Source organism: Arthrobacter sp. 05T410 (assembly GCF_056396505.1).
In genome coordinates, this window is record NZ_JBFTLP010000024.1 from 40,577 (window position 1) to 66,180 (window position 25,604).

The following is a 25,604-nucleotide window of genomic DNA, read 5'->3' on the forward strand; positions in this document are numbered from 1 at the left end:
AACGGCTGAACTCCACAGGTCCTCCGCGGCCGCCCCGGAACCCCCGGGCGCCTGGCCAGTGCCTTCTCAGGCGCCTTCGGGCTTCTGCGAGATCCAGAGCATCGCCCCGTGGGGGTTCTCCGGCAGGTCGGCGGCGTCCGGGTTGGCCACGTGCAGGGTCCGGCCGAAGGCCTCTTCCGTCAGGCTGACCCGGTGGCCGGCGGCCGCGAGACGGTCCCGCAGGCCGGCGAGGTCGCCGGTGTATTCAAACCCCAGGCCGGTCCGGGCCGCGCCGCTGGCGGGCCGGACCATCAGCACGCCGCCGTTCTTCGCCGTGAAATCCGCGGTTTCGTCGTCGTCCGGGGCAGGCCGCAGCCGGGCGCCCATGTTCCGCAGGGTTTGCTCGGCGGCGGCCGCGTCCGGCGTGAACCAGACTTCGACGACGGCGAGGGCCGGATCGGCGTCCGCGCACTGCGCGCCGTGGGCGGCCTTGTCCGCGAAGAAGCCGAACCCGTCCTCGCCTGTGATCCGGCAGGTATCGCCGTGACGGGCGCTGACCAGCTCGGCCGGGGTGGTCCCGTCCTCCGCGCCGGCCAGATTGGTGCGGCGCGCGAATTCTGCCAGGTCTCCGACCTCGACGCCGAAGTCCGTCTTTCCATCCAGCACCGCACCGGCACCGGCACCGTCCCCGGCATCAGCCCCGGCGGCACCCGCCGCTACCCGGTGCAGCGCGAGGCGGCCCGAGCCGGCGTCGAACTCCTGCCAGTTGCCGTCGTCGACTGTGCGCACCATGCCGAGGGCGGACAGCAGGCCCTCCCACTGGTCCATGCGGGAGGTGTAGTGGATCGGGCGGACGCGCAGCATGGGATCTCCTTGCGAGGGACGGTTTTTGGCTCCTCCTGACATGGTGCCACCAAAGCACCCCTCCGGTCAGCACGGCAGGGCACAATGGGGCCATGGCTGTTGAACTGGAGGAACTGCTGGTGAAGGACGCCGCCGAGTGGCGCGCCTGGCTGGAGCAGCACCACGCGCAGAGTCCCGGGGTGTGGCTCGTGCTGCACAAGAAGGGCGGATCGGTGACGGAGCTGGACTACGAGGCCGCGCTGCAGGAGGCGCTGTGTTTCGGCTGGATCGACGGGCAGGGGCGGCGCCGGGACGAGGAAAGCTCGTTCCAGCGGATGACCCGGCGGGGACCCAAGAGCGTGTGGTCGGCCCGGAACGTGGAGCGGATTGACCGCCTGGAGGCGGCAGGGCGGATGGCCCCCGCCGGGCAGGCGGCCGTCGCCGCTGCCAAGGCGGACGGGCGCTGGGAGGCCGCCTATTCGGGCGCGGCGACGGCGGAGGTCCCGGATGACCTCGCCGCCGCCATCGCGGCGGAGCCGCGGGCGCAGGCGATGTTCGAGGTCCTGACGTCCGTGAACCGGTATGCCCTGATCTACCGCACCAACTCGGTCAAGCAGGCCTCGACCCGGGAGCGGAAGATCGCCGGGTTCGTGGAGATGCTGGCCAGGTTCGACACGCCGTACCCGCAGACCAGGCGTCCCCCGGAACCGTAGCGCTCGCCCGCCGCGCATCCCAGAGAATTCCCAGCGCCCTTGCTGGCTGCGGGGAGTTGCCTCTGGCAGGATTGGGCGAATGCTCCTTGCCCAGCGTGCCCCGCGACCCCCTGCCCGCCTGCCGCTGCCGTCCCAGCAGCGGCTCTTCTTCGTGGCAGCGGGCCTGTTAATTGCGGGCGAGACGATCTTCTGGACCGTGCTCGCCGCCGTGCAGTCGAACAGCGGCGTGGCTGACCTGGACGGGCCCGTGCACGACGGAATCGTGGCGTCCCGGACCCCACTGGCCACCGCCATCCTGGCGGCCGTGACCACGGTGACGTCGCCGCTGTGGATGACGGTGATCGGTTGCGCCGTGGCTCTGGCCTGGGCGGTCTTCAAGCGTGAAGTCTGGCGTCCCGCCCTGCTGGTCGGCGCCATGGCGGCGACCTTCGCGGTGTCCACGCTGGTGAAGCACGACGTCGGCCGGAGCCGGCCCGCCGCCAGCGGCTTCATGCTGGGACCGGACGACGCCCTGTCCTTTCCCTCCGGCCATACCTTCGGGGCCGGCGTCTTCCTGTGCGTCCTCAGTTACCTGCTGCTGGCGGCGCGCGGCACGCGGACGGGCAAACGGACGACGTCGGTGCTCGGCTTCGCGGCAGCGGCTGCCGGGACACTGGTGGTTGCCTTCAGCCGCCTGTACCTGGGGTACCACTGGCTGACGGACGTGCTCGCCTCCATGGGCCTGGCGCTCGCCGTTACCGGGATCGTTATCCTGGCCGACGGGCTGCGCGCCGCCGCGGCCCCGTCCGGGCAACACCCAGTGGAGGCGGGACCGTCAGAGTCCGACGCCCATCGCCTGGGCGATCACCACCGCCGAGGCTGAGGACCACGCCTGCGGGTGGCACGACGCCGGATACGGTACCGCGACGCTCGAGTCCTCGGCCCGCACCCCGGCGAACACCTCCGGCAACCGGTGCCCGAAGGAGGCCGCCGCCGCGATCAGGCCGTCGGCGAGGGTGCGTGCCTCTGCGACGAAACCGTCGGCCAGGAGGCCGCGGATCGCGATGGCGGTGTCGTGGCTCCAGACCGAGCCGCAGTGGTAGCTGAAGGGCCAAAACCCTGCGGCCCGCCGCGAAATCGTGTGCACGCCGTAGCCGGAGAACAGCTCGGGGCTCACCAGCCGGTCCGCGACGATCCGGGCTTCGGCCGCGTCCAGGATGCCCGTGCCCAGCAGATGTCCCATGTTCGAGCCCGGGATGTCCAAAGGGACCCCGTGCCCGTCCAGGGCCATTGCCGGGAACGGCCCGCCGTCGTCCTCAACCCAGAAACGCTCCCGGAACCTGAGCCGCAGGGCCGCGGCGAAGTCGCGCAGCGCCTGAGCGCCCGGTTCCCCGAACGCGTCGAACAGTTCCGCCGTCCCCATGGCTGCCTGGTACGCGTAGCCCTGCACCTCGGACAGGGCGATGGGCCCCTCGGCCTGCCGGCCGTCGCGGAACTGCATGGCGTCCCGGGAATCCTTCCAGCCCTGGTTGCTCAGGCCGTGGCCCGTGGAGTCACGGTAGCTGAGGAACCCGCCGTTGCCGGCTGCGCCGTCCGCTGCGCCGTCTACCGGGGAGCCGGCGGCGAGCAGCCACTCCGCGGCGCGTGCCGCGTTCGGCAGCAGCGACCGCACGGCGTCCTCGTCCCGGCCGGTGCGCCAGAGTTCACCGAGCAGGCAAAGCCACAACGGGGTGGAATCCACCGCCCCGAAGTACACCGGCGGCAGGCGCAGGTTCTGGCTCTCAAGAACCAGTTCCTTGGACCGCAGTTCGTGCAGGATCTTGCCGGGTTCCTCGGCGGCCGCCGCGTCCGTCCGGGTGCCCTGGAAAGCAGCCAGCGCGCGCAGGGTGCCCGCCGCCAGCCCGTTGTCCGCGCCGGTGTCCAGAGGCAGCAGCAGCCGCGCAGCCCACAGCGAATCCCGTCCAAACAGCGTGAAGTACCAGGGCGCCCCGGCGGCGATGAACGGGGCGTCCGGCAGCTGGCGGGTGGCCAGGCGGAGCCCGGCCACGTCATCGAGGGAGTTATCCAGGAGCAGGCCCAGGGCCCCGGCCGGTCCGGTCCGCGGATGCCGGGCCGCGGGCGGGCGGGCAGCCACCACGGCGTCGTCGTCATCGGTGAGGACGGCCTGCCATTCGGCCTCGAACGGTCGGCCCCGGCCCAGGGTTCCGCGCCAGGCGAGGTGGCCTTCCGGGGTGACGGCGCCGGGGGCCGCGACCGCCAGGGTCTTGCCCTCCTCCTGCCAGCGCAGCGTGGACCCATCGGCAGAGACCGGCGCGGACGGGTCACGGAAGCGGCTGAGGCGGATCTGGGCCATGTCGGTGAAGTCGGCCGCGAGGGCTACGTCGATTTCGACGTCGAGGGAATCCAGCGAGGTGCGCAGCTGAAGGGTGTGCCGCACCACGCCCGGCGTCACCGTCCAGGTCTGGAGGAGCTCGACGGCGGGATCCTCCGTGGGTCCCGGGATGCCCCGGACCAGGCCCCGGACGCGCAGGACGCCGCCGGGCTCGGTCTCGACGGTGGCCGGTTCGGGTTCCAGGCCGTTGACGCGCACGAGCGCCCGGCAGAGCATCCGGGTGTCGCCGTGGAGCAGCCCGGTGAACCCGGCCGGATCAGCGGAGTCACCGGCTCCGGGCGGTTTGACCTCGCCGGCCAGGCGGCCGTCAGGGTCGAGCCACAGCTGGGTGGGGGCGGCAACGGAGCAGTGTTGGCGGTGCAGGCCGGGCTGAACAGTCATCCGCCTACCCTATGCCGGGCACTGGGCGGTCTCAATGCGCCACAGCCCGCTGCCGACCGCCTAAGAGGTCATGGCGTCGGCCGCCGGCGGCCGGAAGGTCCGCCGGCTGCCGGGCTGTGGACTGCGGCCGCGTCGAAACGCGTGCGTAGCCGATTAGCTTCGTCGTGTGTCCGACCTACGGGACGCTTCCATCGGGTTCATCAGAACCAACTTGGCGGTCGCTCTTCGTCACGTTGCCATGGTGGCCAAAGATGATTTGCCGGACATCAGAGAGAACTTTCGCTTCCGCTCGATCGCTTATTCTTAGCGTGGTGGCCCGACTAAGTGGGGGAACGAACGGGGAGGGAAGTTCTAATCATGGAAAATAACAGTTCTACGTGGGTCCGGTTTTGGAACCGGGGGACGTGGTGGAAAGCGCTCCTGATCGTCGCCGTGTATTGGGGCGTGTACGAACTGATCGGGCTGGGAATAGGTGCACTGGTTGGGGGCTCCATCGACCTGGGAAGCCCCCTGAGCGATCCGCTCAGCGCATTCCTAGGTTTAGCACTCCCTATCTTGCTCTCGGGAATACTCCTCTTTCTCTTCGCTCGCTCTCTCGGCTGGGTCAAGGAAATCTTCGGTCCCCAACCCGTCCGCGGGAAGGCCTGGATGTGGGTCGCAGTCCTCCTCGTCGTCGTCCCAATCTTCCTACGGCTGATGGCAACCAACTGGTCCGCCTACTCCATCGGGCTTGTTCTGGTTATGGCGTTCTTCGGATTGTGTGTGGGGTTCACTGAAGAACTCGCCACGCGAGGAATAGTAGTGAACATGCTCCGAAACGGCGGCTATGGCGAACGACTGGTCTTTGTCTTGTCATCCCTGTATTTCGCGCTGCTGCACAGCGGAAACCTCCTCACCGGAATGGCCCCTCTGGTTGTTGCCGTTACCGTCGTCTACACCTTTGGATTCGGTGCCATGATGTACCTCTCCATGCGCGCGACGGGCCGGATCACGTGGGCCATCCTGCTGCATGCCGCCACAGACCCCACAACGTTCCTCGCCACCGGTGGGATCGACGCCACCTCAGCCACAGCTGGGGCGGAAGAACTGATATCACTCGCGGGGCTCTTCAACTGGGCCTATATACTCCTGGCGCTCCTTGCCATCTTCCTCGTCAAGGGCCGTGCCAACCGGACACACGACATCCCCCCAGTCCCCGCCGTGGCCTGACCTGAGGGGCCAGCTCAACAACTCGCTCGGTGTCGCACTAGCGCGCCCGTAAGCCGATCCCCAAACTGGACGGAAATGCTCCAAGACTGCGGTCGTGCAAGAATCGCGGCATGGATGAGCATGACCGGCGGATGAGGGAACAGCAGTTGATGATCGTCGAGGCTCTGGTGCAGGCGATGGATCGGCGGGACGAGGTCTTCCAGGTGATTGAGGATTCAGAGGACTTGGACGAAGCAATCCGTCGCGTGGGTCAACTGTTGGGCGTGGGAGAAGTGCCCAGCCGGGCAGTCCTCGACATGCAGGCCAGAAGATTCACCCGAGACCAGCGTCAGGCCATCGCTTCCCATGCAGAAGAACTTAGATCAAGGTTGCCCGATGGACACTGAACCGCGCCTGCCGGCGGCATCGGTGGTCGCATGGGTTCTGACTGGCGCTCAGCCTGGCCAATACGAAATCACTCCTGAGGACTCTCATAAGCGGTCTCGTTCCGAGGCCACGCCAGATCGTGGACCAGGCCGGCAAACTACTGGACGATTCTCATCTCGTGCGAGGTCTGATTGAGTCGCCGTCCGCCGTCGGGAACGACCGTCACAATGTCCTCGATCCGTACGCCGAACCTGCCCGGCAGGTAGATTCCGGGTTCGATCGAGAAGCACATGCCGGGGTAGAGGATCTGGGTTTCGCCCTCGACCATGTACGGCGGCTCGTGAGTCGTCAGCCCGATTCCGTGCCCGACGCGGTGAATGAAGTAGTCGCCGTAGCCGGCTTCAGTGATCACCGCCCGGGACACGCGATCGATCTCCTGGCACTCGATGCCTGGATGCACGGCCTCGAACCCGGCCTGCTGCGCGAGTCTGACGATGTCGTGAACCTCGCGCTCCTCGGCGGTGGGCTCGCCGACGTGCACGGTCCGCGTCGTGTCTGATCCGTAGCCGTGTTTGAGGCCGCCGAAGTCGAGCACCACCATGTCTCCGTCCTCGATGATCCGCGGGCCGATCTCGTGGTGAGGGTTGGCCCCATTCGGACCCGAACCGACGACGGTGAAGTCCACCTGCGAATGACCGAACTGGCGAAGCAGGTCGGCGAGATCAGAACCGACGTCGGTCTCGCTGCGCCCAGCGAACCGCACGGTGACGATCTCCTCGTACGCCTGGTCTGCGGCCGCGCCGGCCGCCGCCAGCCGCTCGATCTCGTCGTCATCCTTGATCGCCCGAAGCATCGGCAGGGCGGTCGTCATCGAGACGTAGGATGACTTGGGCAGCCGATCCTGCAGGCCGAGGAGGTGCATGGCCCAGGCCGAGTCCGAGACGGCATAACGTCCGGTGCCGGCCATCAGCGTCGCAGATTCCGTGTAGGGGTCGCTCCCGTCGGTCCAGTCGGTGATCCGCAGATTCGAGGCGCCGGCGGCCGCTTCCGCGTCGGGCCTCTCGAGCCTCGGAACGATCATGGCGGGCTCGGCGTCGACGGGGATCACGAGCATGGTGATGCGTTCAGTGATGGCCACGGGTGCATACCCGGTGAGGTACAGCAGGTCCGGTCCGGGAGTGACCAGGATGCCGTCGAGCCCGGCATCCTGGGCGGCGTGGGCTGCTCGCCGCAACCGTTCGGCGAAGTCATCGGCGGTGAACGGAGCCGGACCGGAAAGGCCGCGATGATCACTCATGGTTCGCATTCTCGTGCGCGGGGCATCCCCGGTCAACCCATCGCCCGGACAGCCGCTCCAGTAACTCTGGAATCACCCGTCGCGGGTGAGCCTTCGGGGCACAGAGGCTTCAGGACGCCGAATCTCGCCGTTACGGCTGCTCATCCATCGGAAAGGCGACGGCCTCGCCCACGACGCGAAGCCGCAGCTCCGTGCCGGGGCGGGCGATCGAGGCGTTCCAGTGCCGGATCGTGATGATTTCCCCGCCGCCGGGGTAGCGGTGGTCCGGGATGGCGCCGGCGGCAAGGACCGGCGGGACGGGGAGTTGGAGCCGCACCGTGGTTTCGGGGCCGAAGTAGTCCGTGTCCACCACCGTGCCGCGGATGGGGCCGTCCTCGGAAATGCGGATCTGCTCGGGCCGCAGCATCAGCTGGACCCGGCCCTGGGCCGGCGGGCGGCGCACGGGGATCCCGCCGAGCGAACACGTGGCCAGGGAGCCTTCCATCCAGGCATCCAGGATCACGGCGTCGCCCAGGAACTCGGCGGTGGCGCGGTCAGCCGGGCGCGTGTAGACGACGAACGGGTTGCCGATCTGGGCCAGCTTGCCGCCGCGCATCACGGCCACCTGGTCGGCGAATGACAGCGCCTCGGCCTGGTCATGCGTGACGAGGATCGTGGTGACGCCGGCGTCCTTCAGGACCTGGGCCACGGCTCGGCGGGTGGCCACCCGCAGGCCGGCGTCCAGGGCGGAGAAGGGCTCGTCCAGCAGCATGAGCGCGGGCTTGCGGGCCAGCGCCCGGGCAAGGGCAACCCGCTGCTGCTGCCCGCCGGAGAGCTGGTGCGGGCGGCGCTTGGCCATGGCCGGGTCCAGTGAGACCATTTCCAGCAGCTCGCCCACCCGCGCCTTGACGCCGTGGCGGCCGCCGGGAAGCTGGGCGGCGTCCAGGCCGAAGGAGATGTTCTGCCCGACCGTCAGGTGCGGGAACAGGGCGCCGTCCTGGGCGACGTAGCCGACGTGCCGCTTGTGCGCGGGGACCCAGGCGTTCTCCCCGGCCACCTTGGACCCGTTGAGCGAGATGCTGCCGGTGTCCGGGTGCTCGAAGCCGGCAATCAGGCGAAGGAGCGTGGTCTTGCCGGAGCCGGAGGGTCCCACGATCGCCGTCGTTCCGCCCTTGGCGACGGAGAGGTTGACGCCCTTGAGGACGGCCTGGGGCCCAAAGTTCTTGGTGACGGCGTCGATTTCCAGGTGGCTGTTGGTGCTGGTGGCCACGGAAGCCGCGACCCGCGGCTCGGGGAGGCGCGAGGGGGCCTCACGCGACGGGTAGACATCGGTCACTGTCCGGCTACTTTCTTGGACTGCTGGAAGAGGAGATAGGTCATGGGCGCCGAGATCAGGATCATCAGCAGCGCGTAGGGGGCGGCGCCAGCGTAGTCGATCTCGCTGCTCTTGCTCCAGAACTCGGTGGCGAGGGTGCGGGTCCCGTTGGGCGAGAGCAGGAGGGTGGCGGTGAGCTCGTTGACAATCCCCAGGAACACCAGGGCCGCGCCGCCAGCCGCGGCGGGGGCCGTGAGCCGCAGCGTCACGCGCAGGAAGGCCAGCAGCGGCGGCTTGCCGAGCACCTGGGCGGCCTCGTCGAGTTCCTTCGGTGCCTGGGACAGCCCCGAGCGGATGTTCACGAGGGCCCGGGGGAGGAACAGCAGCACGTAGGCCGCGATGAGCAGCGCTGAGGTCTGGTACATGCTGGGCACCATCCGGATGCTCACGGTCACGAAGGCCAGGCCCACCACGATCCCGGGCATGGAGCTGGTGATGTAGTTGGACAGCTCCAGGGACTTGCTGAACCAGCCGGGGCGCCGCACGGCCAGGTAAGCCATGGGGAACGCGACCACGGTGGTGGCGACGGCCGCCGCGAGGCCGTAGGCCAAGGTCTGCAGGAGCGCCGGCATGAATTCTTCGGCAGCCCAGATTTCCGGGCCGCCGGCGACGATCCAGCGCAGCACGAACGTCAGCGGCAGCCCGAACGCAAGCCCGGTGAGGGCGATCAGGGACAGCTGGGCGGGGAGCTGGTAGGCGTGCAGGGGCAGGCGCAAGGCGCGTGCCTGGGCCCCGGAGCCGATCCTGGCGTACCGGGCGCTGCCGCGGCTGCGGACCTCCACGAGCAGCAGGATCAGGCAGAGGAACACCAGCACGCTGGCCAGCATGTTCCCGGCGGTGCCGTTGAACGTGGACTGGTACTGGACCATGATCGCGGTGGTGAAGGTGTCGAAGCGGATCATCGCGAAGGCCCCGTATTCGGCCAGCAGGTGCAGCGCGACCAGCAGCCCGCCGCCGGTCATGGCGATGCGCAGCTGCGGGAGCACCACACGGAAGAACGCGCGCCAGGCGCCGAGGCCGAGGGAGGCGGCGGACTGTTCGATCGCCGGGTCCAGGCGGCTGAGCGTCGCGGCGGCCGGGATGTACACGAGCGGGAAATAGGACAGGGTGGCGATCAGGACCCCGGACCACAGCCCGCCAAGGGACGGCACCGCGGAAACCCACGCGTAGCTGTTGACGAAGGCGGGGATGGCCAGCGGGGCGGCGAGCAGCACGGCCCACCACTTGCGGCCCACAAGGGACGTGCGTTCGACGAGCCACGCGCCGCCGACGCCCAGGACGAGGCACAGCGGCACCGTCACCACGGTCAGCAGCACCGTGTTGAGCAGGAGTTCGCCCACGCGCGGGCGGAAGATCAGGGCCATTGCGGTGTCCCAGCCGGTGGAGGCTGTCATGAAGACCACGTAGGCCAGGGGCACCAGGGAAAACAGGGCGATGAGGACCGCGATGATGGACACGACAGAGACGCCGAAAGGCGGGCGGGGGCGTTTACCCCTGCCCGCCGTCGTCGTGTCAGTCGTCAAATCCCCAGAGGGACCGGGGACCGCCAGCTTGTTAGTCACTGCGGCTACAGCAGTCCTGCCTGGGTCATCAGCTCGGTGACCTTGGCGGAATTGAGTTTGGCGGGATCCACGGTGGGGGCCTGCAACTCCTTGAGCGGAACCAGCTTGTCGTTGGACGGGACGTCCGAGCCGACAGCGTATTCGAAGGAGGTGCCCTTCTGGAGCACTTCCTGGCCCTTCTTGCCGGTGATGAACTTCAGGAAGGACTGGGCCGCTGCGGCGTTCTTGGAAGACTTCAGCACGCCGCCGCCGGAGATGGAGACGAAGGCGCCCGGGTCCTGGTTCTTGAAGTAGAACGGCGTGACGTTCTTGGAGTTCTCGCCGGTCTTGGCCTGGTCGCCGTAGTAGTAGTAGTGGTAGATCAGGGCGGCGTCGACTTCGCCGGCGTTGACGGCCTTCATGGCCGTGCTGTTGCCCTTGTACGGCTTGGAGTTTTCCTTCATGCCCTTGAGCCAGGCCTCAGTGGCGGCTTCGCCCTTGAGTTCCAGCAGGGCCGAGACAATCGCCTGGAAGTCGGCGCCCGACGGCGAGGCAGCCCACTTGCCCTTCCACTCGGGGTTGGCCAGGTCCAGCATGGACTTGGGCAGCTTGTCGGCGCTGATCTTGTTCTTGTCGTAGACCAGTACGGTGGAGCGGGCCGCGATGCCGGTCCACTTGTTGGTGGAGGGGCGGAACTCGGCGGGGACCTGGTCCACGGTGGCCTTGTCCACATCCGCGAAGAGGCCGGCGTTTTCCACCTGGGCCATGGCGGGGGAGTTCTCGGTGAGGAAGACGTCCGCCGGCGAAGCCTGGCCTTCCTGCACGATCTGGTTGGACATCTCGGTGTCGTCGCCCTGGCGCACGGTCACCTTAATGCCGGTCTCGGCGGTGAAGGCGTCGATCCACTCTTTGGTCAGGGATTCGTGCTGGGCGTTATAGACCGTGATCTCACCGGCGGCGGAGCCGTTGGCGGCTGCGCTGCTGCCGGCCGTGGCGGAGGAACCGGAGCCGCAGGCGGCCAGGCCCAGGGCGGCAGTGGCGGCCAGGGCGATGCCCGCCAGCGCGTTGGTGCGGATCTTCATGGGGCTACTTTCTACAAGGAAGTCGTCGTAGTGCCCTGCCCCCCGTGAGCGGGGAAGTTAGGGCATGCTCACTAAGAAAGACTGTAGGTTAGCCAAACCTAAGCGACCAACCTGAGGCTGGTTTAAGTGATGAGGATCACATCAATTACGATACTATTGCGTGACGTAATTGTCGCCGGGTTATCGGGCGGGCGCCTGCGCGATCGAGGCGGCCGCCTCCAGCACCATCCAGGCCTGCAGTTGCGTGGAGAGCTCGACGGCGGCGCCTTCCGGGTAACTGCGGCGTGCCGGCGCGTCGGTGCGGTCGGAGAAGACCAGATGGCTGCCGCGGCGCGCGAGGCGGTCGTTCGGAGGGAGGATCCGGCGGCCCTCCCAGAGGGCCTCCGCCGTATCGTTCACGAGCGCCGCCGCCGTGGCCCGGGTTTCGGCTGGGAGGCGTTCGTCGACGGCGGCGAGGGCCAGGTAGCGGACGAGGATCCCCGTGAAGAGCCCGCCGTCGCCCGTTCCCTCGCAGCGCAGCACCGCGGCGGTGCGGCCCAGCAGCGGGGCCGGCTGCGTGAGGTTGGCCGCCACGGCGTCCACCAGTGCGGCCGCACGCCCGAGGTTGGGCTCGCCCCCGAGTTCCAGCAGGGCGCCGAGGACGGGCCCCTGGTTGTAGGTGTAGATGGTCTCTTCCAGCACCGCCTCGCCCGTTCCGGAAATCCGGAGGCCGTCGCGGTACAGGCCCTGTCCGGGCTCGTAGAGCCTGGCGTCCAGCCAGTCCAGCAGGGACTGCGCCTTGGTCCGGTTGCCGGTCCGCGCGTAGTAGAGGGCCACGGGGGCGGTGGCGGGGGTGTTCTTGAAGTCGCGCTTCGTGCTCCAGAATGTACCGCCGCCGAGGTCGTCCGTGGAAGCGGAGTCGAACTGCAGGGTCAGGCTTTGCAGGACCTTGGCGTTGCGCTCCCGGCCGGTGTGTTTGCGGGTGTCCTCGGCGAGCTTGTCCAGCCGGAGCGTGGCAAGGGCCAGCCAGGCCATGTCGTCGTAGTAGTTGTTGACCACCGTGAGGAAATTGCGCAGCCGGATGCCCGTGACGAGCCGGGAGGCGAGCCGGCCGGCGCTGGGCCGGTTCTCGCCGTCGAACTTGGCGCCCGGATGCCCGGGGGACCCCAGTTCCCGGCGGCCGGCGTCCACGAGGCAGTCCAGGTAGTGTGCCTGCCACCAGTAGTGCCAGGGCCGGGACAGGTTCTTCAGCCGGCCCGAGGGCCGGAGGATCGCGGCGATGTGGGTCCCGGGGAGGAAAAAGAGCCGCTGCCCGAAGAGCCTGGTCACTGAGCGGGCGGCCTCGTCCGCACGGAAGGACCAGTTGGGGGCGGAGGCGTCGGCTCGGGTCATGGCTCAAGCGTAATCGCGGGAGCCCGTCCGGCCCGCGACTGTGACTGCGCCCTCGGCGTGTGCGGCCCAAAGGTGCGCATTGGCCGCATTCCAGTTAACATTCACTAACTAATGTTCCCCGCGGGCCGCCTCTGCAGGCGCCGCCCGCGTCGAGGCTTCGCCGCCGGGGTTCGGTTCCACATCAAGGAGGATGGATGGACATCAAGGGTACTGTCGCGCTGATCACGGGCGGGGCCTCCGGTCTCGGAGCGGCCACGGCCAGGCGCCTGTTCGACGCCGGCGCGTCGGTGGTCCTCGTGGACCTGCCGGGTTCCGCCGGGGACGCCTTTGCCGCCGAACTGACCGCATCCGCCGCTGCCGGCGCTGGAGAAGCTGCTGCCGGAGGCGGCCGCAGGGCCGTCTTTGTCCCGGCCGACGTCACGGACGAGGCGCAGGTGCAGGCCGCCGTCGCCGCCGCCTCAGCATTGGGCCCGCTGCGCATCGTGGTCAACTGCGCGGGGATCGCCACCCCCGGCAAGGTCCTGGGCCGCGGCGGCGTCCTCCCGCTGGAGGCCTTCAACCGCGTCATCCAGATCAACCTCGTGGGCACCTTCAATGTGATCCGCCTCGCCGCGGCCGCCATGGCAGCCACCGAGCCCGCCGCCACGGAACTCGGCGGCCCCGAACGTGGCGTCATCATCAACACCGCCTCCGTTGCCGCGTTCGACGGGCAGATCGGCCAGCCCGCCTACGCCGCCTCCAAGGGCGCCGTCGCCGCCATGACGCTGCCGATCGCCCGCGAACTCGCGCGCTCGCTGATCCGGGTGGTCACCATCGCGCCGGGCATCTTCGAGACTCCCATGATGGCCGGCCTGCCCCAGGAGGCGCAGGACTCCCTGGGCCAGCAGGTGCCGCACCCCTCACGGCTGGGCCGCCCGGCCGAATACGCGAACCTCGCCGCGCACATTGTGGAGAACGCCATGCTCAACGGCGAGACAATCCGCCTCGACGGTGCCATCCGCATGGGCCCGAAATGACCGGGTCTGAGATGGCCGCTGCCGAAGTGACCGCGACAGGGCCGGCCGCCACCGCGGCCCCGCCAGTGGCAGCACCCTCTGTGGCGGGGCTGCCCACGGCGGACTTCTTCGACTACGAAGCCCTGCTCAGCACGGCGGAGCGGGCCAAGCTGGCGCAGCTGCGCGAGTTCCTGGCCGTCGAGGTTGCCCCGTTCGCCACGGACTGGTGGAACAAGGCCGAATTCCCGGCCCACATCCTGCCCAAGCTGGCCGCCTTGGAGCTCAGCGCCCCGGCCCAGCGCGGCTACAGCAACCTGTTCGCCGGGATCGTCATCGCCGAGATGACCCGGGTGGACACCTCGCTCGCCACCTTCTTCCTGGTCCACCATGACCTCTTCGTGGAGTCTCTCTACGGCTTCGGCTCCGAGGAGCAGAAGGCGCGCCTGCTCGAGGACGCGGCAAGCCTGCGCACCACCGGTGCCTTTGCCCTCACCGAACCGGACCACGGCTCGGACGTTGCCGGCGGCATGGAAACCCGGGCCCGCCGGGTCCCCGGCGGCGCGGCCGGCGGCGGCGACATCTGGGTGCTCAACGGCGCCAAGCGCTGGATCGGCAACGGCACGTTTTGCGACTACATGCTGGTCTGGGCCCGGGACGAGGCCGACGGCGGCATCCGCGGCTTCATCGTCGACGCCACCTTGCCGGGCGTGAGCCGGAGCCGGATCGAGAACAAGATTGCCCTGCGCACGGTGCAGAACGCGGACATCGTCTTCACCGACGTCCGGGTGGCCGAAACGGACCGCTTCGCCGGGATCAGCAGCTTCGAGGACACCAACGAACTCCTGCGCGGTTCCCGGATCATGGTGGCCTGGCAAGGTGTGGGGCAGCAGCTCGCGGCGTTCGACGTCGCCCGGCAGTACGCCGTCGAACGCCAGCAGTTCGGCCGCCCGCTGGCAAAGTTCCAACTGGTCCAGCAGCAGCTGGTCACCATGCTCGGCAACGCCGTGGCCAGCATGGGCATGATGGTCCGGATCGCCCAGCTGCAGGACGCCGGCGCCGCGGACATGCCGCAGGTGGCCCTCGCCAAGTCCTATGTCAGCGCCCGGATGCGCGAAACCGTCGCGATGGGCCGGTCCCTGCTGGGCGGCAACGGGATCGTCACCGACTACCGGATGGCCAAGATCTTCTCCGACGCCGAGGCGATCTACACCTACGAGGGCTCGTTCGAGATCAACACCCTGATCACGGGCCGCGCCGTCACCGGGGTGTCCGCGATCGTCTAGAAGACGGCTTGACCGTTTAGACCCTTTTAGAAGAGGCCGGGTTCCTTCTCGCCGGCCTCAATCTTCACATCAAGGCTGTTGTTCCGCACCGGCATGGGGCAGGTGCCGTACGGGGTGAAGGCGCTGGGGTAGTTGATGGCCCGGTTGAAGTCCAGGATCACGGTATTGTCCGGGCGGGGTTTTGCGGTGGACACCTTCCGCCACTCGTCCGTACTTTCCCCATTGGTCTCGTCGTGGAACGTCACCGTCAGGGCACCGAGCTTCTCCTCCTCGGCCTGCAGGTGGATCTCGTGGTCCGCGCCGGGAAGCCGGAAGACCAGCTCGCCGACCGAGCGGTGGACCCCGTCCACGAGCGGGTTGGCCGTGCCGATCGGGACATCCACAGGCTCGGGGTAGGGCACGAACCGGGCCTCGATGACCAGGTCCGGGCGGAAGCCGAAGGTGGGCACGCCATCGAACTCCGTGAACACCGGCGACTGGGAGTCGCGGGTGCGGATGGCGTACTTGTCCGCCCGCATGGCGAGCTCCACCACCACCTGGCGGCCGTCGTCGCCGCCGTACCGGACCCACATCAGTGATTCCTCGTCGGCGAGCACGGCGCTGATGGTCCCGTCCACGGGTTCGCCGGTTTCGACGAGGGTCAGACCGTCGGACGCGGCGGCCGTGAGGAACGCCGCAGTGCCGTCCGTGGACCAGAGGCCGGGGGCGAGCTCGACGGCGGCCGGCTCGCCTTCCAGCCACTGGAAGGAGGTCAGCGTGAGCCAGCCGTGCTCGCTGGCGAGGGCCGTGTTGCGGCTGTTCCGGAAGCGTTGCCAGCGGGCCAGCTGCGGGTTCTGCACTGCATCAGGCGTGGGCTTCGAGCCAGTCCCGGGTTCAGGGGCGGTCATGGGCACCTCCAAGGGGTTTCAGCTGGTGGCGGGTGGGGTGTTGAGGCTGGCCGCAACGAGCTGGGCGGCAGTAGTTCCGGCTGCGGCGGCCGCGGCCGGGTCGCCGTCGAGCACCCCGCTTGCCAGGCCGCCGTCGAGTACCAGGGTCAGGCTGCGGGCGAGCTGGTCCGGGTCCCGGGCGCCCGCGCGCGCGGCGAGGTCCCGGATCCAGGCGCGGATCTGCCGCTTGTGGGCCACGGTCCGGTCGTGGACCCGGGTACCGGCGGCCGACTCGGCGGCCGCGTTGATGAAAGCGCAACCGCGGTAGCCGTCGCGCCGGCAGGCGGCTGTCAGGGCATCGAACAGGCCCACGAGCTGCGCGGCCGGGTCCTCGCCGGCGGCCTCGGCGGCGGCGTGCAGCTGCCCGGTCCAGACGCTGTCCACCTTCTCCAGGTAGGCCAGCATGAGGTCGTCCTTGGCCGGAAAGTACTTATAGAACGTGGCTTTCGCGACGCCGGACTCGGCGATGATGGTGTCGATGCCGGCGGCCCGGAAACCCTGCGCGTAGAAGAGCCGGAAGGCAGTCGCCAGGATCTTCTCCCTGGCATGCCCGGCGGGGGTGCGGGCAGCCGGGGCGGCAGTGGCTGCTGGCGAGGTCATGGCTCAATCGTACACAGACAAGTCTGTCTACGCCGCAGTGTCATTCGCGTTGTACCTCGTCAATGACGTACCGCCGGCCCGCCCCCGCCTGATCCGGCGGCTACGGGCGGGCGGCCAGACCCCGCACGAGCAGCCGCCAGACCTCGCGCAGCTCGGCCCCGATGGCGGGGTCCGACCATTCCGAAGCGTGCAGCGGGTGGTGGAACCGCGCCGTGGCGTGCAGGACGGCGCGGCCGGCCGGCACCGGATCCGGGACGGCGAATTCGCCGCTGCTGACGCCGTCGGCAATGATCTCGGTGAGCGCTGCGGCCAGGTGGTCAACGTGGGCCGCCACCACTTCCCGCGCCTCGGCGGTCAGCTGGCCGAACGTGGCAAACAGCTCCGGATCGTTCAGCGCCATACCCTGCTTGATGGCCGCGAGGCGTTCGAGCCAGCGGAGCAGGCGTTCCGCGGCAGGGCCGTCCGTATCGCGGGCGGGATCCAGCGGCTCCGCGAGGCGGTCCAGCCAGCGCCGGGCCACCGCGTCCCGCAGCGCCACCTTTGTGGGGAAGTGCCGGTACACGCTGCCGTGGCTGACGCCCAGGGCCTTCGCGACGTCAACCACCGTGGCCTTGGCCGGCCCAAAGCGCCGCAGCACGTCTTCCGCGGCGTCGAGGATGCGCTCTTCCGTCAGGACGACGGCGGCAGGGGTCACCGGCGTTCGCTGTCGAGCATGGCCATCTGGCCTGCGTCGTAGCGGGTGCCCGCGGCGGCGTCGGCCGGGACGGCGGCCTCGATCTCCGCGAGGTCCGCGCCGGAGAGGACCAGTTCGGCTGCTCCCAGCGATTCGGTGAGCCGCTCGCGGCGGCGCGCGCCGACGAGGGGCACGATGTCCTCGCCGCGGGAGAGGACCCAGGCGATGGCGAGCTGGGCGACGGTCGCGCCCTTGCGGTCCGCGATTTCGCGGAGCCGTTCGACGAGCTCGAGGTTCCGCTGCAGGTTCTCGCCGGAGAACCGGGGCAGGTGGGCCCGGAAGTCGCGCCGGTTCCCAGTTCCGGCGGCCGGCCAGTGGCCGGAAACCAGGCCGCGGGACAGCACGCCGTATGCCGTGATGCCGATGCCCAGCTCCCGCGCCACCGGCAGGATGTCCTGCTCGATGCCACGGGAGAGGAGGGAGTACTCGATCTGGAGGTCGGAGACCGGGTGGACGGCGTTGGCGCGGCGCAGGGTGTCGGCGCCCACCTCCGAGAGGCCGATGTGGCGGATCAGGCCCTGCTGCACGAGCTCGGCCAGTGCTCCCACGGTCTCTTCCACCGGAACGGACGGATCCAGGCGGGCCGGCCGGTAGATGTCCACGTAGTCGGTGCCGAGGCGCCGGAGGGTGTAGGCCAGAAAGTTCTTGATGGCCACCGGACGGGTGTCCACGCCGTTCCATCCGCCCCGGGCATCGCGCAGGACGCCGAACTTCACGCTGATCTGGGCGCTCTCGCGCCGGCGGCCGCGGATCGCCTCGCGCAGCAGCATTTCGTTGTGGCCCATGCCGTAGAAGTCGCCGGTGTCCAGCAGGGTCACTCCGGCGTCGAGGGCGGCCTGGATCGTGGCGACGCTCTCGGCGTCGTCGGCGGGGCCGTAAAGATCGGACATGCCCATCAGGCCGAGGCCGATGGCGGCGGTGCTGGGGCCGGTGGAGCCCAGGGTGCGGGGGGTGCCGAGAGTGGAAGTTGTCATGCGATGACCATACAACAATCAGATGACAGATTTCAAACTTTGTCAGCTGAGATGAGGTGGACGGGGCGTCGGCATGCGCTTATTGCCGTAGACAGGTCTGTCTGATAGCGTCATGCCCACACGTAGACGAACCTGTCTACTCCACGACTTCAGAATGAGGACGCCATGAAGATTGCAGTACTGGGAACCGGCATGGTGGGGCGCACGATTGCCGGCGCACTGGCAGGGCTGGGGCACGACGTCGTGATCGGCACCCGCGACCCGCAGGCGACGCTCGCCCGGACCGAGCCGGACATGATGGGCGCCGCGCCGTTCGCCGAGTGGCACGCCGCAAACGCCGGAGTCGACGTCGCCGCCTTTGCTGACGCGGCATCCGGCGCCGAGCTGATCGTCAATGCCACCAACGGTGCCGGCTCGCTGGCCGCGCTGGCCGCAGCGGGGACCCCGAACCTCGCCGGCAAGATCATCATGGACATCGCCAACCCGCTGGACTTCTCGCAGGGCATGCCGCCGTCGCTGAACCCGGTGAACACGGACAGCCTCGGCGAAGAGATCCAGCGGTCCTTCCCGGAGGCCAAGGTGGTGAAGACGCTGAACACCATGACCGCGTCCGTGATGGTCGATCCGGCCCGGGTGGCCGGCGGTGACCACACGGTGTTCGTCTCCGGGGACGACGCCGGCGCCAAGGCGGCCGTGACGGAACTCCTCAAGGGCTTCGGCCACCGCGACGTGATCGATCTCGGCGACATCACGAGTGCCCGCGGGGCGGAAATGATCCTGCCGATCTGGCTGCGGATCTGGGGCGCGCTGGGAACCGGCGAGTTCAACTTCAAGATCGCGCGCTAACCCCTTCACCCGCCAAGCCCGCAGCAGGGGCCGTTCTGGGCGCTCAGAACGGCCCCTGCTGCGAACTGGTTGGGGTCCCGGGGGAGGGGCGTCGGCGCGGCGCGGCGGGGCCTGACACTATCTGAGACGGAATTCCAGCAGGGAGTGCCTGCGGGTAACATCCCATGGGAAGAAGTAATCGGGCTCACAGTATCCAGCGCAGTGTACGAGCCAAGTCGACCCCTCGAAAGATAGTTTCCATGGCTGACACTGCAATGCATTCCGACACCGATCTTGCCGCCGAACTCCGGGCTGATGTCCGCCGGGTCTCCACCCTCCTCGGCGAATCCCTGGTCCGCCAGCACGGCCCCGAGCTCCTGGACCTGGTGGAGCAGGTGCGCCTGCTGACCAAGGAATCCAAGGAGGCCGCCCGCGGCGGCGCCGACGCTACAGGGCCGTGGAGCTCGTACGACGTCGTCGCCCAGGTCCGTGAACTGCTCGGTTCCCTGCCGCTGGAGCAGGCCACCGACCTGGTCCGCGCCTTCGCGTTCTACTTCCACCTGGCGAACGCCGCCGAGCAGGTCCACCGGGTCCGCGGGCTGCGCACCCGGCAGGAGAAGGACGGCTGGCTCGCCAAAGCCGTGGAGGAGATCGCGGACCAGGCCGGCAACTCCGTGCTGCAGGAAGTCGTCAACGAACTCGACGTCCGCCCCATCTTCACCGCACACCCCACCGAGGCCTCCCGCCGCTCCGTGCTGGACAAAATCCGCCGGCTCTCGGACATCCTGTCCGAATCCACGGCGGAGGGCACCTCCGCGCGCCGCCGCCAGGACCGCCACCTGTCCGAAGTGATCGACCAGATGTGGCAGACGGACGAGCTCCGCCAGGTCCGGCCCACCCCCGTGGACGAGGCCCGGAACGCCATCTATTACCTCACCGGCATCCTTAGCGACGCCATGCCGGAAATGCTCTCGGACCTCTCCGAGCTGCTTGCCGAGCACGGCGTCACGCTGCCGCCACAGAAGGCCCCGATCCGCTTCGGCTCCTGGATCGGCGGGGACCGCGACGGCAACCCCAACGTCACCGCCGCCGTCACCCGCGAAATCCTCCAGATCCAGAACCAGCACGCCGTTCGGATCAGCATCGGCCTGATCGACGGGCTCATCTCCATCCTGTCCAACTCGACCGCGCTGGCCGGGGCGGACCAGGAGCTCCTGGACTCGATCGACGTCGACCTGGGGAACCTGCCTGGCCTGGACCGCCGCGTCCTTGAGCTGAACGCTCAGGAGCCCTACCGGCTCAAACTCACCTGCATCAAGGCCAAGCTGATCAACACCGGCCGCCGGGTCGCGGCCGGATCCGCGCACGAGCCCGGCCGCGACTACACCGCCACTGCGGAGCTCCTCGCCGAGCTCGGCCTGCTCGAACGGTCGCTGCGGAACCACCACGCGGCCCTCGCCGCCGACGGCGCCCTGTCCCGGGTCCGCCGCGCCATCGCCTCCTTCGGCCTGCACCTGGCCACCCTCGACATCCGCGAGCACGCCGACCACCACCACGACGCCGTCGGGCAGCTCATGGACCGCCTTGGCGGGCCCGGTGTCCGGTACGCGGAACTCAGCCGCGCCGAGCGGCTCGAGGTGCTGGGCTCCGAACTTGCGTCCCGGCGCCCGCTCTCCGGCCACCCGATCAAGCTCGACGGCGTCGCCGACGGCACCTACGACGTCTTCCGGGAGATCCGGCGGGCCCTGCGCACCTACGGCCCGGACGTGATCGAGACCTACATCATCTCCATGACCCGCGGCGCGGACGACGTCCTGGCCGCGGCCGTGCTGGCCCGCGAGGCCGGCCTGGTCAGCCTGTTCGGCGAGGCGCCCTACGCCAAGATCGGCTTCGCGCCGCTGTTGGAGACAGTCGACGAACTCCGCGCCTCGGCCGAGATCGTGGACCGGCTGCTCTCCGATGCCTCCTACCGCGAGCTCGTCCGGCTCCGCGGCGACGTGCAGGAAATCATGCTCGGCTACTCGGACTCCAACAAGGAATCCGGCGTCATGACGAGCCAGTGGGAAATCTACAAGACCCAGCGCAAGCTCCGCGACGTGGCCGCCAAGCACGGGGTCCGCGTGCGCCTCTTCCACGGCCGCGGCGGCTCGGTGGGCCGCGGCGGCGGGCCGACCTACGATGCCATCATGGCCCAGCCCAACGGCGTGCTCGAGGGCGAGATCAAGTTCACCGAGCAGGGCGAGGTCATCTCGGACAAGTACTCCCTGCCGGAGCTGGCCCGCGAAAACCTCGAACTCTCCCTGGCCGCGGTACTGCAGGGCTCGGCCCTGCACCGCACCCCGCGCACCTCGGAGGACCAGCGCGTGCGCTATGGCCACGTCATGGAAACCGTCTCCGACGCCGCGTTTGCCCGCTACCGCACGCTGATTGATGACCCCGACCTGCCCGCCTACTTCATGGCCTCCACCCCGGTGGAGCAGCTGGGATCCCTCAACATCGGGTCGCGTCCGTCCAAGCGCCCCGACTCCGGCGCCGGGCTGGAGGGCCTGCGCGCCATCCCGTGGGTGTTCGGCTGGACACAGTCACGGCAGATCGTGCCGGGCTGGTTCGGTGTGGGCTCCGGCCTCAAAGCCGCCCGCGAGGCCGGTAACTCGGCCCAGCTCAAGGAGATGATCGAGGGCTGGCACTTCTTCCGCTCGGTGCTCTCCAATGTTGAGATGACCCTGGCGAAGACGGACATGGACATTGCCGGCTACTACGTCTCCACCCTGGTGCCGGCGGAACTGCACCACCTGTTCCGTGCCATCCGGGCCGAATATGATCTCACGGTCGAGGAGATCCAGAACCTCACCGGCGAGCACGTGATCCTCGATGCCCAGCCCACCCTGAAGCGCTCCCTCGAGATCCGGGACCAGTACCTCGACCCCATCAGCTACCTGCAGGTGGAACTGCTGCGCCGCGTCCGGGCCGAGGCCGCGGCGGGCATGACGGGGGCCGAGATCGACGAACGGCTCCAGCGGGCCATGCTGATCACGGTCAACGGAGTCGCCGCCGGGCTGCGCAACACCGGGTAGCCTGCACCTCGGCCCGGACGCTCCCTCAGGTCCTGCGGTTATTCCCCGGACGCTCCCTCTCCCGGTGAGGGAGCGTTGGGGTTTTGGGTGCGGAAGGTGAGGGAGCGTGGCGGCGCGGCTAGGGTTGTTCCATGCCGTCGTTCCAGACCAGACTGAAGATCACCGGGCTCAAGCCGGGCACCGCTCCCGAGGCCGTCATGGCCGCGGCCATCGAGGCGCTTGGGACGCGGCACCACGTCGAATCGCACCAGCTTGAGCTCGCCGGCGGCGTACCGCAGCTGAACCTGCGCTTCCTGGTCGAGGCCACCGCCTACAGCGCCGAAAACAGCCAGGCGCTGGAGTCGGCAGCCATGATGCGCGACGCCGTCGAACGCGTTGCGCTCACCGGCGCGCTGACCGTGCTGCGCCGCAGCCGCGGCCGCTGGGCGCCCGTCTAAAAGTCCAGTTCCTCGTCCGGGTCGACCACGGCGGACTCCACGGGGGAGGGGTTGCCCCGGCGCCGCGTCACGATCACGCCCACGACCGCTCCGACCAGCAGCCCGACGCCGACGCCGATCAGGGAGCTCGCCCAGAAGGGCAGCCCGGTGGCGGAGCCCATGAAATAGCCCAGTGCCACGGACCAGCTTGCCCAGAGCAGGCCGCCGAGGGCCGCGCAGAGGCTGAACCCACGGGTGGAGACGTTGGCGATGCCCGCCGCGGCCGTCGTGGCCAGCCGCCCGCCGGGGATGAAGCGGAGGCCGATAATCGCGCCGTAGGTGGAGGACCGGCCGGCTTTCGCGATCGCCGAATGCACGGCCGCGTGGAACCCCAGGCCCCATTTCCAGCGGTCGAGCACGTGGCTCAGCCGGCGCTTGAACAGCTGGAAGACGAGAAGGTCACCCAGCCATGAGGACGCGGCGGCGAGGAGCACGACGAGGAAGCCGTTGATGCGGCCCTCCGCTGACAGCGCGCCGCCGGTGATGACCAGCATTTCCGAGGGGACGGGCGGGAAAATCGCATCGCCGATCACGAAGGGGAAGATCCAGAAATAGATCGCGGCGCCCCAGCTGTCCGCATTTCCGAAGTCCATGGGCACAAGGTACCGCACTTCCAGCCGCTAGCGGGCCTCGCTGAGTCCCAGTCTGCTGCGGTATTCCACCGGGCTGCCGGAGATGGGGTCCACGAAGCGGATCCCGCGGGCCAGGAGCTGCAGCGGCTTGGCGTAATTGTCCGGAGCCTTGTCCAGCAGTTCCGGGTAGAACGCATCGTTGACGATCCCGAGGCCCAGTGAGGCCATGTGCACGCGGAGCTGGTGGGTCTTACCGGAGTGCGGCTCCAGCCGGTACAGCGCGCGGCGGTGCGGGCCGCCGTCGACGTCGGGTGCGCTGTCGGGTGCGCCGCCGTCGGGTGCGTCGGCGTCGGGTGCGTCGGAAGCGTCAAACGTGCGCAGCCGTTCGATCCGGGTTTCCGCGTTGGGTTCGCCGTCGACAACCTCGGCCAGCAGGTAGCTGCGGGACTTGGTCATCCGGTTCCGCACCACCACAGGGAAGTCCACCGCGGGATGGCCCGGTGCGGGCTCCGCGGCGGACACACACTCGTATTCCTTCTGGACCTGGCGCTTTTCGAAGAGCACCTGGTATTTGCCCCGGGTCTCGGGGTTCGTGGAGAGCAGCAGGATGCCGGCGGTCATGCGGTCCAGACGGTGCATGGGAATCAGGTCCGGGAGGCCGAGTTGGTTCCGGAGCCGGACCAAGGCCGATTCCTGGATGTACGTCCCGCCAGGGGTGGTGGGCAGGAAGTGCGGCTTGTCCACCACCAGCAGGTGATCGTCCTGGTGCAGAATGTTCAGCTCCACCGGGATCCGGGTCTCCGGCGGCAGGGTCCGGTAATACCAGATGAACGTGTGGTCCTGCATCGGCGTGCTGCGGTCCAGGGCGATCCCTGCCTCGCCGACGATCTCGCCGGCGTCGAACCGGTCCTCGATGCCCTGCGGATCGATGTGCCCCCAGCGGTGCATCATGTAGTCGAGCGCGGTCTCCCAGGGACCCTCGTCCGGCAGGCGCAGACGCGTCGCGTTGACGCCGTCGCGCACGGGAAGGGGGGATTGCATCACCCGACCATTCTACGGGCCCGGCCTCCCGCGCCCTGCGCAGCCCTCATGACCCTGCCGGGACCCCGCCGCCGCGGCCCTGTACCCCGGCCCGCAGCCCAGCCCCGCCCCGCGAGTTCCAGTTCGCCGGACCCGTGCCAGGTCGCCGGAAACGTACGGCGACCGCGGACGCTTCCGGCGAACTCGCGATGCGCCGCCGACCTGTGCCCGTCACGCCCCGCGCGCTGCCGCCGCCCGACTCCCTCGCCTACCCGCCGTCCCCTCCCGCCCGCCCGCCGTCCCCTCCCGCCCGCCGTCCGCTCCCGCCCGCCCGCCGTCCTCTCCCGCCGCGGGCCCGCGCTCCAGTTCGCCGGACCCGGGCCAGGTCGCCGGATACATACGGCGACCTCGGACGCTTCCGGCGACCTCGCGATGCCATCCCCGCCCTGCACCCGTCACACCCCCGCCGTCCGGGTCCCTCGCCTAGGCGCTGTCACCGCCCGCCGTCCTCTCCCGCGGGGGCTCGTGCGCGAGTTCGCCGGACCCGTGTCAGGTCGCCGGAAACATCCGGCGAACTCGCACTCTTCCGGCGAATTCGCGATGCCGCCGCCACCCCTCCCTTGCGCCCGTCCAACCCCAGCCCCGAGCCGCGGCGGCCGCCCTGAGCTTCAGTTCGCTGGAGTCGTGCCAGGTCGCCGGAAACATACGGCGACCTCGGACGCTTCCGGCGACGTCGCCATGCGCCGCCCGCACACGAGCGCCGACGAGAAAAAAGTTCTTGACAATTAAAATTGTCGGCGGGCAAACTGGAAGCATGTTGGACATCGGAGTGATTGAGGATCCGGCCGCGGCCGAGGCCTCGCTGGACCCGATCCGGACGCGGATCCTGCGCGAACTGGCCGAGCCCGGATCTGCGACGCAGCTCGCCGCGAAGGTGGGCCTGCCGCGGCAGAAGGTGAACTACCACCTCAAAGCGCTCGAGCGGCATGGGCTCGTCGAGCTCGTCGAGGAGCGGCGGCGTGGCAACGTGACCGAACGCATTCTGCGGGCGACGGCGGCGTCGTACCTGATTTCGCCGGCGGCGCTGGCCTCGGTGGCGCCGGACCCGCACCGGTTCTCGGACCGCTTTTCCGCCTTCTGGCTGCTGGCACTCGCTGCCCGCATGGTCCAGGAGATGGGGCAGCTGATCGCCGGGGCGTCCGCGGCCCGGCAGAAACTCGCCACCTTTGCCATCGACGGCGAGATTACCTTCCGTTCGGCGGCGGACCGGGCGGCCTTCGCCGAGGAGCTCGGCGTCGCCGTGACCAGGCTCGTGGACAAATACCACGACGGCGGTGACCTCCCCTCAGGTTCCCCCTCAGGTTCCGCGGCAGATCAGCAGGCAGGTTCCCAGGCTGGTCGCCGGCCGGAGGGACGCAAGCACCGGCTGGTCGTCGCGCTGCACCCGGCGCTCAAGGCGCCGCAGCCGAAGGCAGCGCACTCAGACCCACAAACAGCAACCCCACAAACAGCAACCCCACAAACAGCAACCCCACAAACAGCAACCCCACAAACAGCAACCCCACAAACAGCAACCCCACAAACAGCAACCCCACAAACAGCAACCCCACAAACAGCAA

Annotated in this window: 22 protein-coding genes and 1 pseudogene; 10 read left to right on the forward strand and 13 right to left on the reverse strand. The window is 69.0% G+C overall.

Annotated features, from left to right (window positions below):
- Window positions 1–66: 66 nt before the first annotated feature.
- Window positions 67–843, reverse strand: coding sequence for a VOC family protein (locus AC1DFR_RS19595; RefSeq protein WP_476874245.1), 777 nt, complete (start codon window positions 841–843; stop codon window positions 67–69).
- Window positions 844–935: 92 nt separating this feature from the next.
- On the opposite strand from AC1DFR_RS19595, the gene AC1DFR_RS19600 reads away from it, so the two are divergent.
- On the forward strand, window positions 936–1,535 hold the full coding sequence (locus tag AC1DFR_RS19600) for a YdeI/OmpD-associated family protein (protein WP_476850563.1): 600 nt from the start codon (window positions 936–938) through the stop codon (window positions 1,533–1,535).
- A gap of 79 nt (window positions 1,536–1,614) precedes the next feature.
- Entirely contained in the window at window positions 1,615–2,397 is a 783-nt protein-coding gene (locus AC1DFR_RS19605) for a phosphatase PAP2 family protein (RefSeq protein ID WP_476874246.1), read from the forward strand.
- Here AC1DFR_RS19605 and AC1DFR_RS19610 read toward each other — a convergent pair.
- Window positions 2,350–4,287 (reverse strand): glycogen debranching N-terminal domain-containing protein, encoded by a 1,938-nt coding sequence (locus AC1DFR_RS19610; protein ID WP_476874247.1) that lies wholly within the window; start codon window positions 4,285–4,287, stop codon window positions 2,350–2,352. The two genes, AC1DFR_RS19605 and AC1DFR_RS19610, sit on opposite strands and share 48 nt — an antisense overlap.
- A gap of 357 nt (window positions 4,288–4,644) precedes the next feature.
- On the opposite strand from AC1DFR_RS19610, the gene AC1DFR_RS19615 reads away from it, so the two are divergent.
- Both AC1DFR_RS19615 and AC1DFR_RS19620 read left to right on the forward strand, forming a co-directional pair.
- Window positions 4,645–5,496: a lysostaphin resistance A-like protein gene (locus tag AC1DFR_RS19615; protein ID WP_476874248.1), complete on the forward strand. Its 852-nt coding sequence runs from the start codon at window positions 4,645–4,647 to the stop codon at window positions 5,494–5,496.
- 110 nt (window positions 5,497–5,606) lie between these two features.
- Window positions 5,607–5,882, forward strand: coding sequence for a DNA gyrase subunit A (locus tag AC1DFR_RS19620; protein ID WP_476874249.1), 276 nt, complete (start codon window positions 5,607–5,609; stop codon window positions 5,880–5,882).
- Between the two features lie 137 nt (window positions 5,883–6,019).
- Here AC1DFR_RS19620 and AC1DFR_RS19625 read toward each other — a convergent pair whose 3' ends face one another.
- From AC1DFR_RS19625 to AC1DFR_RS19645, 5 genes are all read right to left on the reverse strand, one after another.
- Window positions 6,020–7,159, reverse strand: coding sequence for an aminopeptidase P family protein (locus AC1DFR_RS19625; RefSeq protein WP_476874250.1), 1,140 nt, complete (start codon window positions 7,157–7,159; stop codon window positions 6,020–6,022).
- A gap of 130 nt (window positions 7,160–7,289) precedes the next feature.
- A complete protein-coding gene (locus AC1DFR_RS19630; protein ID WP_476874251.1) occupies window positions 7,290–8,474 on the reverse strand; it encodes an ABC transporter ATP-binding protein in 1,185 nt (394 codons plus the stop codon).
- Window positions 8,471–9,970: an ABC transporter permease gene (locus AC1DFR_RS19635; RefSeq protein ID WP_043436715.1), complete on the reverse strand. Its 1,500-nt coding sequence runs from the start codon at window positions 9,968–9,970 to the stop codon at window positions 8,471–8,473. The genes AC1DFR_RS19630 and AC1DFR_RS19635 overlap by 4 nt, the downstream gene beginning before the upstream one ends.
- A gap of 110 nt (window positions 9,971–10,080) precedes the next feature.
- Entirely contained in the window at window positions 10,081–11,136 is a 1,056-nt protein-coding gene (locus AC1DFR_RS19640; protein WP_476874252.1) for an iron ABC transporter substrate-binding protein, read from the reverse strand.
- A gap of 180 nt (window positions 11,137–11,316) precedes the next feature.
- The gene (locus AC1DFR_RS19645) at window positions 11,317–12,507 is read right to left on the reverse strand and encodes a glycoside hydrolase family 76 protein (RefSeq protein ID WP_476857858.1); all 1,191 of its coding nucleotides are present in this window, start codon (window positions 12,505–12,507) and stop codon (window positions 11,317–11,319) included.
- Between the two features lie 194 nt (window positions 12,508–12,701).
- On the opposite strand from AC1DFR_RS19645, the gene AC1DFR_RS19650 reads away from it, so the two are divergent.
- Window positions 12,702–13,523, forward strand: coding sequence for an SDR family NAD(P)-dependent oxidoreductase (locus AC1DFR_RS19650; RefSeq protein ID WP_476874253.1), 822 nt, complete (start codon window positions 12,702–12,704; stop codon window positions 13,521–13,523).
- The gene (locus tag AC1DFR_RS19655) at window positions 13,520–14,785 is read left to right on the forward strand and encodes an acyl-CoA dehydrogenase family protein (RefSeq protein ID WP_476874254.1); all 1,266 of its coding nucleotides are present in this window, start codon (window positions 13,520–13,522) and stop codon (window positions 14,783–14,785) included. Before AC1DFR_RS19650 ends, AC1DFR_RS19655 begins: the two co-directional genes overlap by 4 nt.
- A gap of 26 nt (window positions 14,786–14,811) precedes the next feature.
- Here AC1DFR_RS19655 and AC1DFR_RS19660 read toward each other — a convergent pair whose 3' ends face one another.
- The 4 genes from AC1DFR_RS19660 to AC1DFR_RS19675 all read right to left on the reverse strand — a co-directional run bounded on the left by AC1DFR_RS19660 (window position 14,812) and on the right by AC1DFR_RS19675 (window position 18,018).
- The gene (locus tag AC1DFR_RS19660; RefSeq protein ID WP_476874255.1) at window positions 14,812–15,672 is read right to left on the reverse strand and encodes a DUF1684 domain-containing protein; all 861 of its coding nucleotides are present in this window, start codon (window positions 15,670–15,672) and stop codon (window positions 14,812–14,814) included.
- A gap of 18 nt (window positions 15,673–15,690) precedes the next feature.
- Complete coding sequence (locus tag AC1DFR_RS19665; RefSeq protein ID WP_476857860.1) at window positions 15,691–16,311, reverse strand: TetR/AcrR family transcriptional regulator; 621 nt, start codon at window positions 16,309–16,311, stop codon at window positions 15,691–15,693.
- A 100-nt stretch (window positions 16,312–16,411) separates the two neighbouring features.
- The gene (locus AC1DFR_RS19670; protein ID WP_476850574.1) at window positions 16,412–17,005 is read right to left on the reverse strand and encodes a TetR/AcrR family transcriptional regulator; all 594 of its coding nucleotides are present in this window, start codon (window positions 17,003–17,005) and stop codon (window positions 16,412–16,414) included.
- Window positions 17,002–18,018: an aldo/keto reductase gene (locus AC1DFR_RS19675; RefSeq protein ID WP_476857861.1), complete on the reverse strand. Its 1,017-nt coding sequence runs from the start codon at window positions 18,016–18,018 to the stop codon at window positions 17,002–17,004. Before AC1DFR_RS19675 ends, AC1DFR_RS19670 begins: the two co-directional genes overlap by 4 nt.
- A gap of 165 nt (window positions 18,019–18,183) precedes the next feature.
- Between AC1DFR_RS19675 and AC1DFR_RS19680 the strand changes: the two genes are divergently transcribed.
- The 3 genes from AC1DFR_RS19680 (at window position 18,184) to AC1DFR_RS19690 (ending at window position 22,354) form a co-directional block, all read left to right on the forward strand.
- A complete protein-coding gene (locus tag AC1DFR_RS19680; protein WP_476874256.1) occupies window positions 18,184–18,864 on the forward strand; it encodes an NADPH-dependent F420 reductase in 681 nt (226 codons plus the stop codon).
- 239 nt (window positions 18,865–19,103) lie between these two features.
- Window positions 19,104–21,917, forward strand: a complete 2,814-nt coding sequence (gene ppc, locus AC1DFR_RS19685) for a phosphoenolpyruvate carboxylase (RefSeq protein WP_223914454.1) — start codon at window positions 19,104–19,106, stop codon at window positions 21,915–21,917.
- Between the two features lie 131 nt (window positions 21,918–22,048).
- Window positions 22,049–22,354, forward strand: a complete 306-nt coding sequence (locus AC1DFR_RS19690) for a hypothetical protein (protein ID WP_223914453.1) — start codon at window positions 22,049–22,051, stop codon at window positions 22,352–22,354.
- Here the strand turns inward: AC1DFR_RS19690 and AC1DFR_RS19695 are convergent.
- On the reverse strand, window positions 22,351–22,986 hold the full coding sequence (locus tag AC1DFR_RS19695) for a DedA family protein (RefSeq protein ID WP_476857864.1): 636 nt from the start codon (window positions 22,984–22,986) through the stop codon (window positions 22,351–22,353). The two genes, AC1DFR_RS19690 and AC1DFR_RS19695, sit on opposite strands and share 4 nt — an antisense overlap.
- Window positions 22,987–23,013: 27 nt before the next feature.
- Entirely contained in the window at window positions 23,014–24,006 is a 993-nt protein-coding gene (locus AC1DFR_RS19700) for an RluA family pseudouridine synthase (protein WP_476874257.1), read from the reverse strand.
- 793 nt (window positions 24,007–24,799) lie between these two features.
- On the opposite strand from AC1DFR_RS19700, the pseudogene AC1DFR_RS19705 reads away from it, so the two are divergent.
- Window positions 24,800–25,447 (forward strand): annotated as a pseudogene (locus tag AC1DFR_RS19705) (ArsR/SmtB family transcription factor); the annotation flags it as partial.
- Between the last annotated feature and the right edge of the window lie 157 nt (window positions 25,448–25,604).

Coding starts and splice junctions, on each gene's coding strand:
- AC1DFR_RS19660 (WP_476874255.1), bottom strand. CDS start 15,672: ATGACCGCCCCTGAACCCGGGACTGGCTCGAAGCCCACGCCTGATGCA.
- AC1DFR_RS19640 (WP_476874252.1), bottom strand. CDS start 11,136: ATGAAGATCCGCACCAACGCGCTGGCGGGCATCGCCCTGGCCGCCACT.
- AC1DFR_RS19695 (WP_476857864.1), bottom strand. CDS start 22,986: ATGGACTTCGGAAATGCGGACAGCTGGGGCGCCGCGATCTATTTCTGG.
- AC1DFR_RS19690 (WP_223914453.1), top strand. CDS start 22,049: ATGCCGTCGTTCCAGACCAGACTGAAGATCACCGGGCTCAAGCCGGGC.
- AC1DFR_RS19605 (WP_476874246.1), top strand. CDS start 1,615: ATGCTCCTTGCCCAGCGTGCCCCGCGACCCCCTGCCCGCCTGCCGCTG.
- AC1DFR_RS19675 (WP_476857861.1), bottom strand. CDS start 18,018: ATGACAACTTCCACTCTCGGCACCCCCCGCACCCTGGGCTCCACCGGC.
- AC1DFR_RS19665 (WP_476857860.1), bottom strand. CDS start 16,311: ATGACCTCGCCAGCAGCCACTGCCGCCCCGGCTGCCCGCACCCCCGCC.
- ppc (WP_223914454.1), top strand. CDS start 19,104: ATGGCTGACACTGCAATGCATTCCGACACCGATCTTGCCGCCGAACTC.
- AC1DFR_RS19615 (WP_476874248.1), top strand. CDS start 4,645: ATGGAAAATAACAGTTCTACGTGGGTCCGGTTTTGGAACCGGGGGACG.
- AC1DFR_RS19650 (WP_476874253.1), top strand. CDS start 12,702: ATGGACATCAAGGGTACTGTCGCGCTGATCACGGGCGGGGCCTCCGGT.
- AC1DFR_RS19655 (WP_476874254.1), top strand. CDS start 13,520: ATGACCGGGTCTGAGATGGCCGCTGCCGAAGTGACCGCGACAGGGCCG.
- AC1DFR_RS19620 (WP_476874249.1), top strand. CDS start 5,607: ATGGATGAGCATGACCGGCGGATGAGGGAACAGCAGTTGATGATCGTC.
- AC1DFR_RS19645 (WP_476857858.1), bottom strand. CDS start 12,507: ATGACCCGAGCCGACGCCTCCGCCCCCAACTGGTCCTTCCGTGCGGAC.
- AC1DFR_RS19595 (WP_476874245.1), bottom strand. CDS start 843: ATGCTGCGCGTCCGCCCGATCCACTACACCTCCCGCATGGACCAGTGG.
- AC1DFR_RS19680 (WP_476874256.1), top strand. CDS start 18,184: ATGAAGATTGCAGTACTGGGAACCGGCATGGTGGGGCGCACGATTGCC.
- AC1DFR_RS19610 (WP_476874247.1), bottom strand. CDS start 4,287: ATGACTGTTCAGCCCGGCCTGCACCGCCAACACTGCTCCGTTGCCGCC.
- AC1DFR_RS19600 (WP_476850563.1), top strand. CDS start 936: ATGGCTGTTGAACTGGAGGAACTGCTGGTGAAGGACGCCGCCGAGTGG.
- AC1DFR_RS19625 (WP_476874250.1), bottom strand. CDS start 7,159: ATGAGTGATCATCGCGGCCTTTCCGGTCCGGCTCCGTTCACCGCCGAT.
- AC1DFR_RS19700 (WP_476874257.1), bottom strand. CDS start 24,006: ATGCAATCCCCCCTTCCCGTGCGCGACGGCGTCAACGCGACGCGTCTG.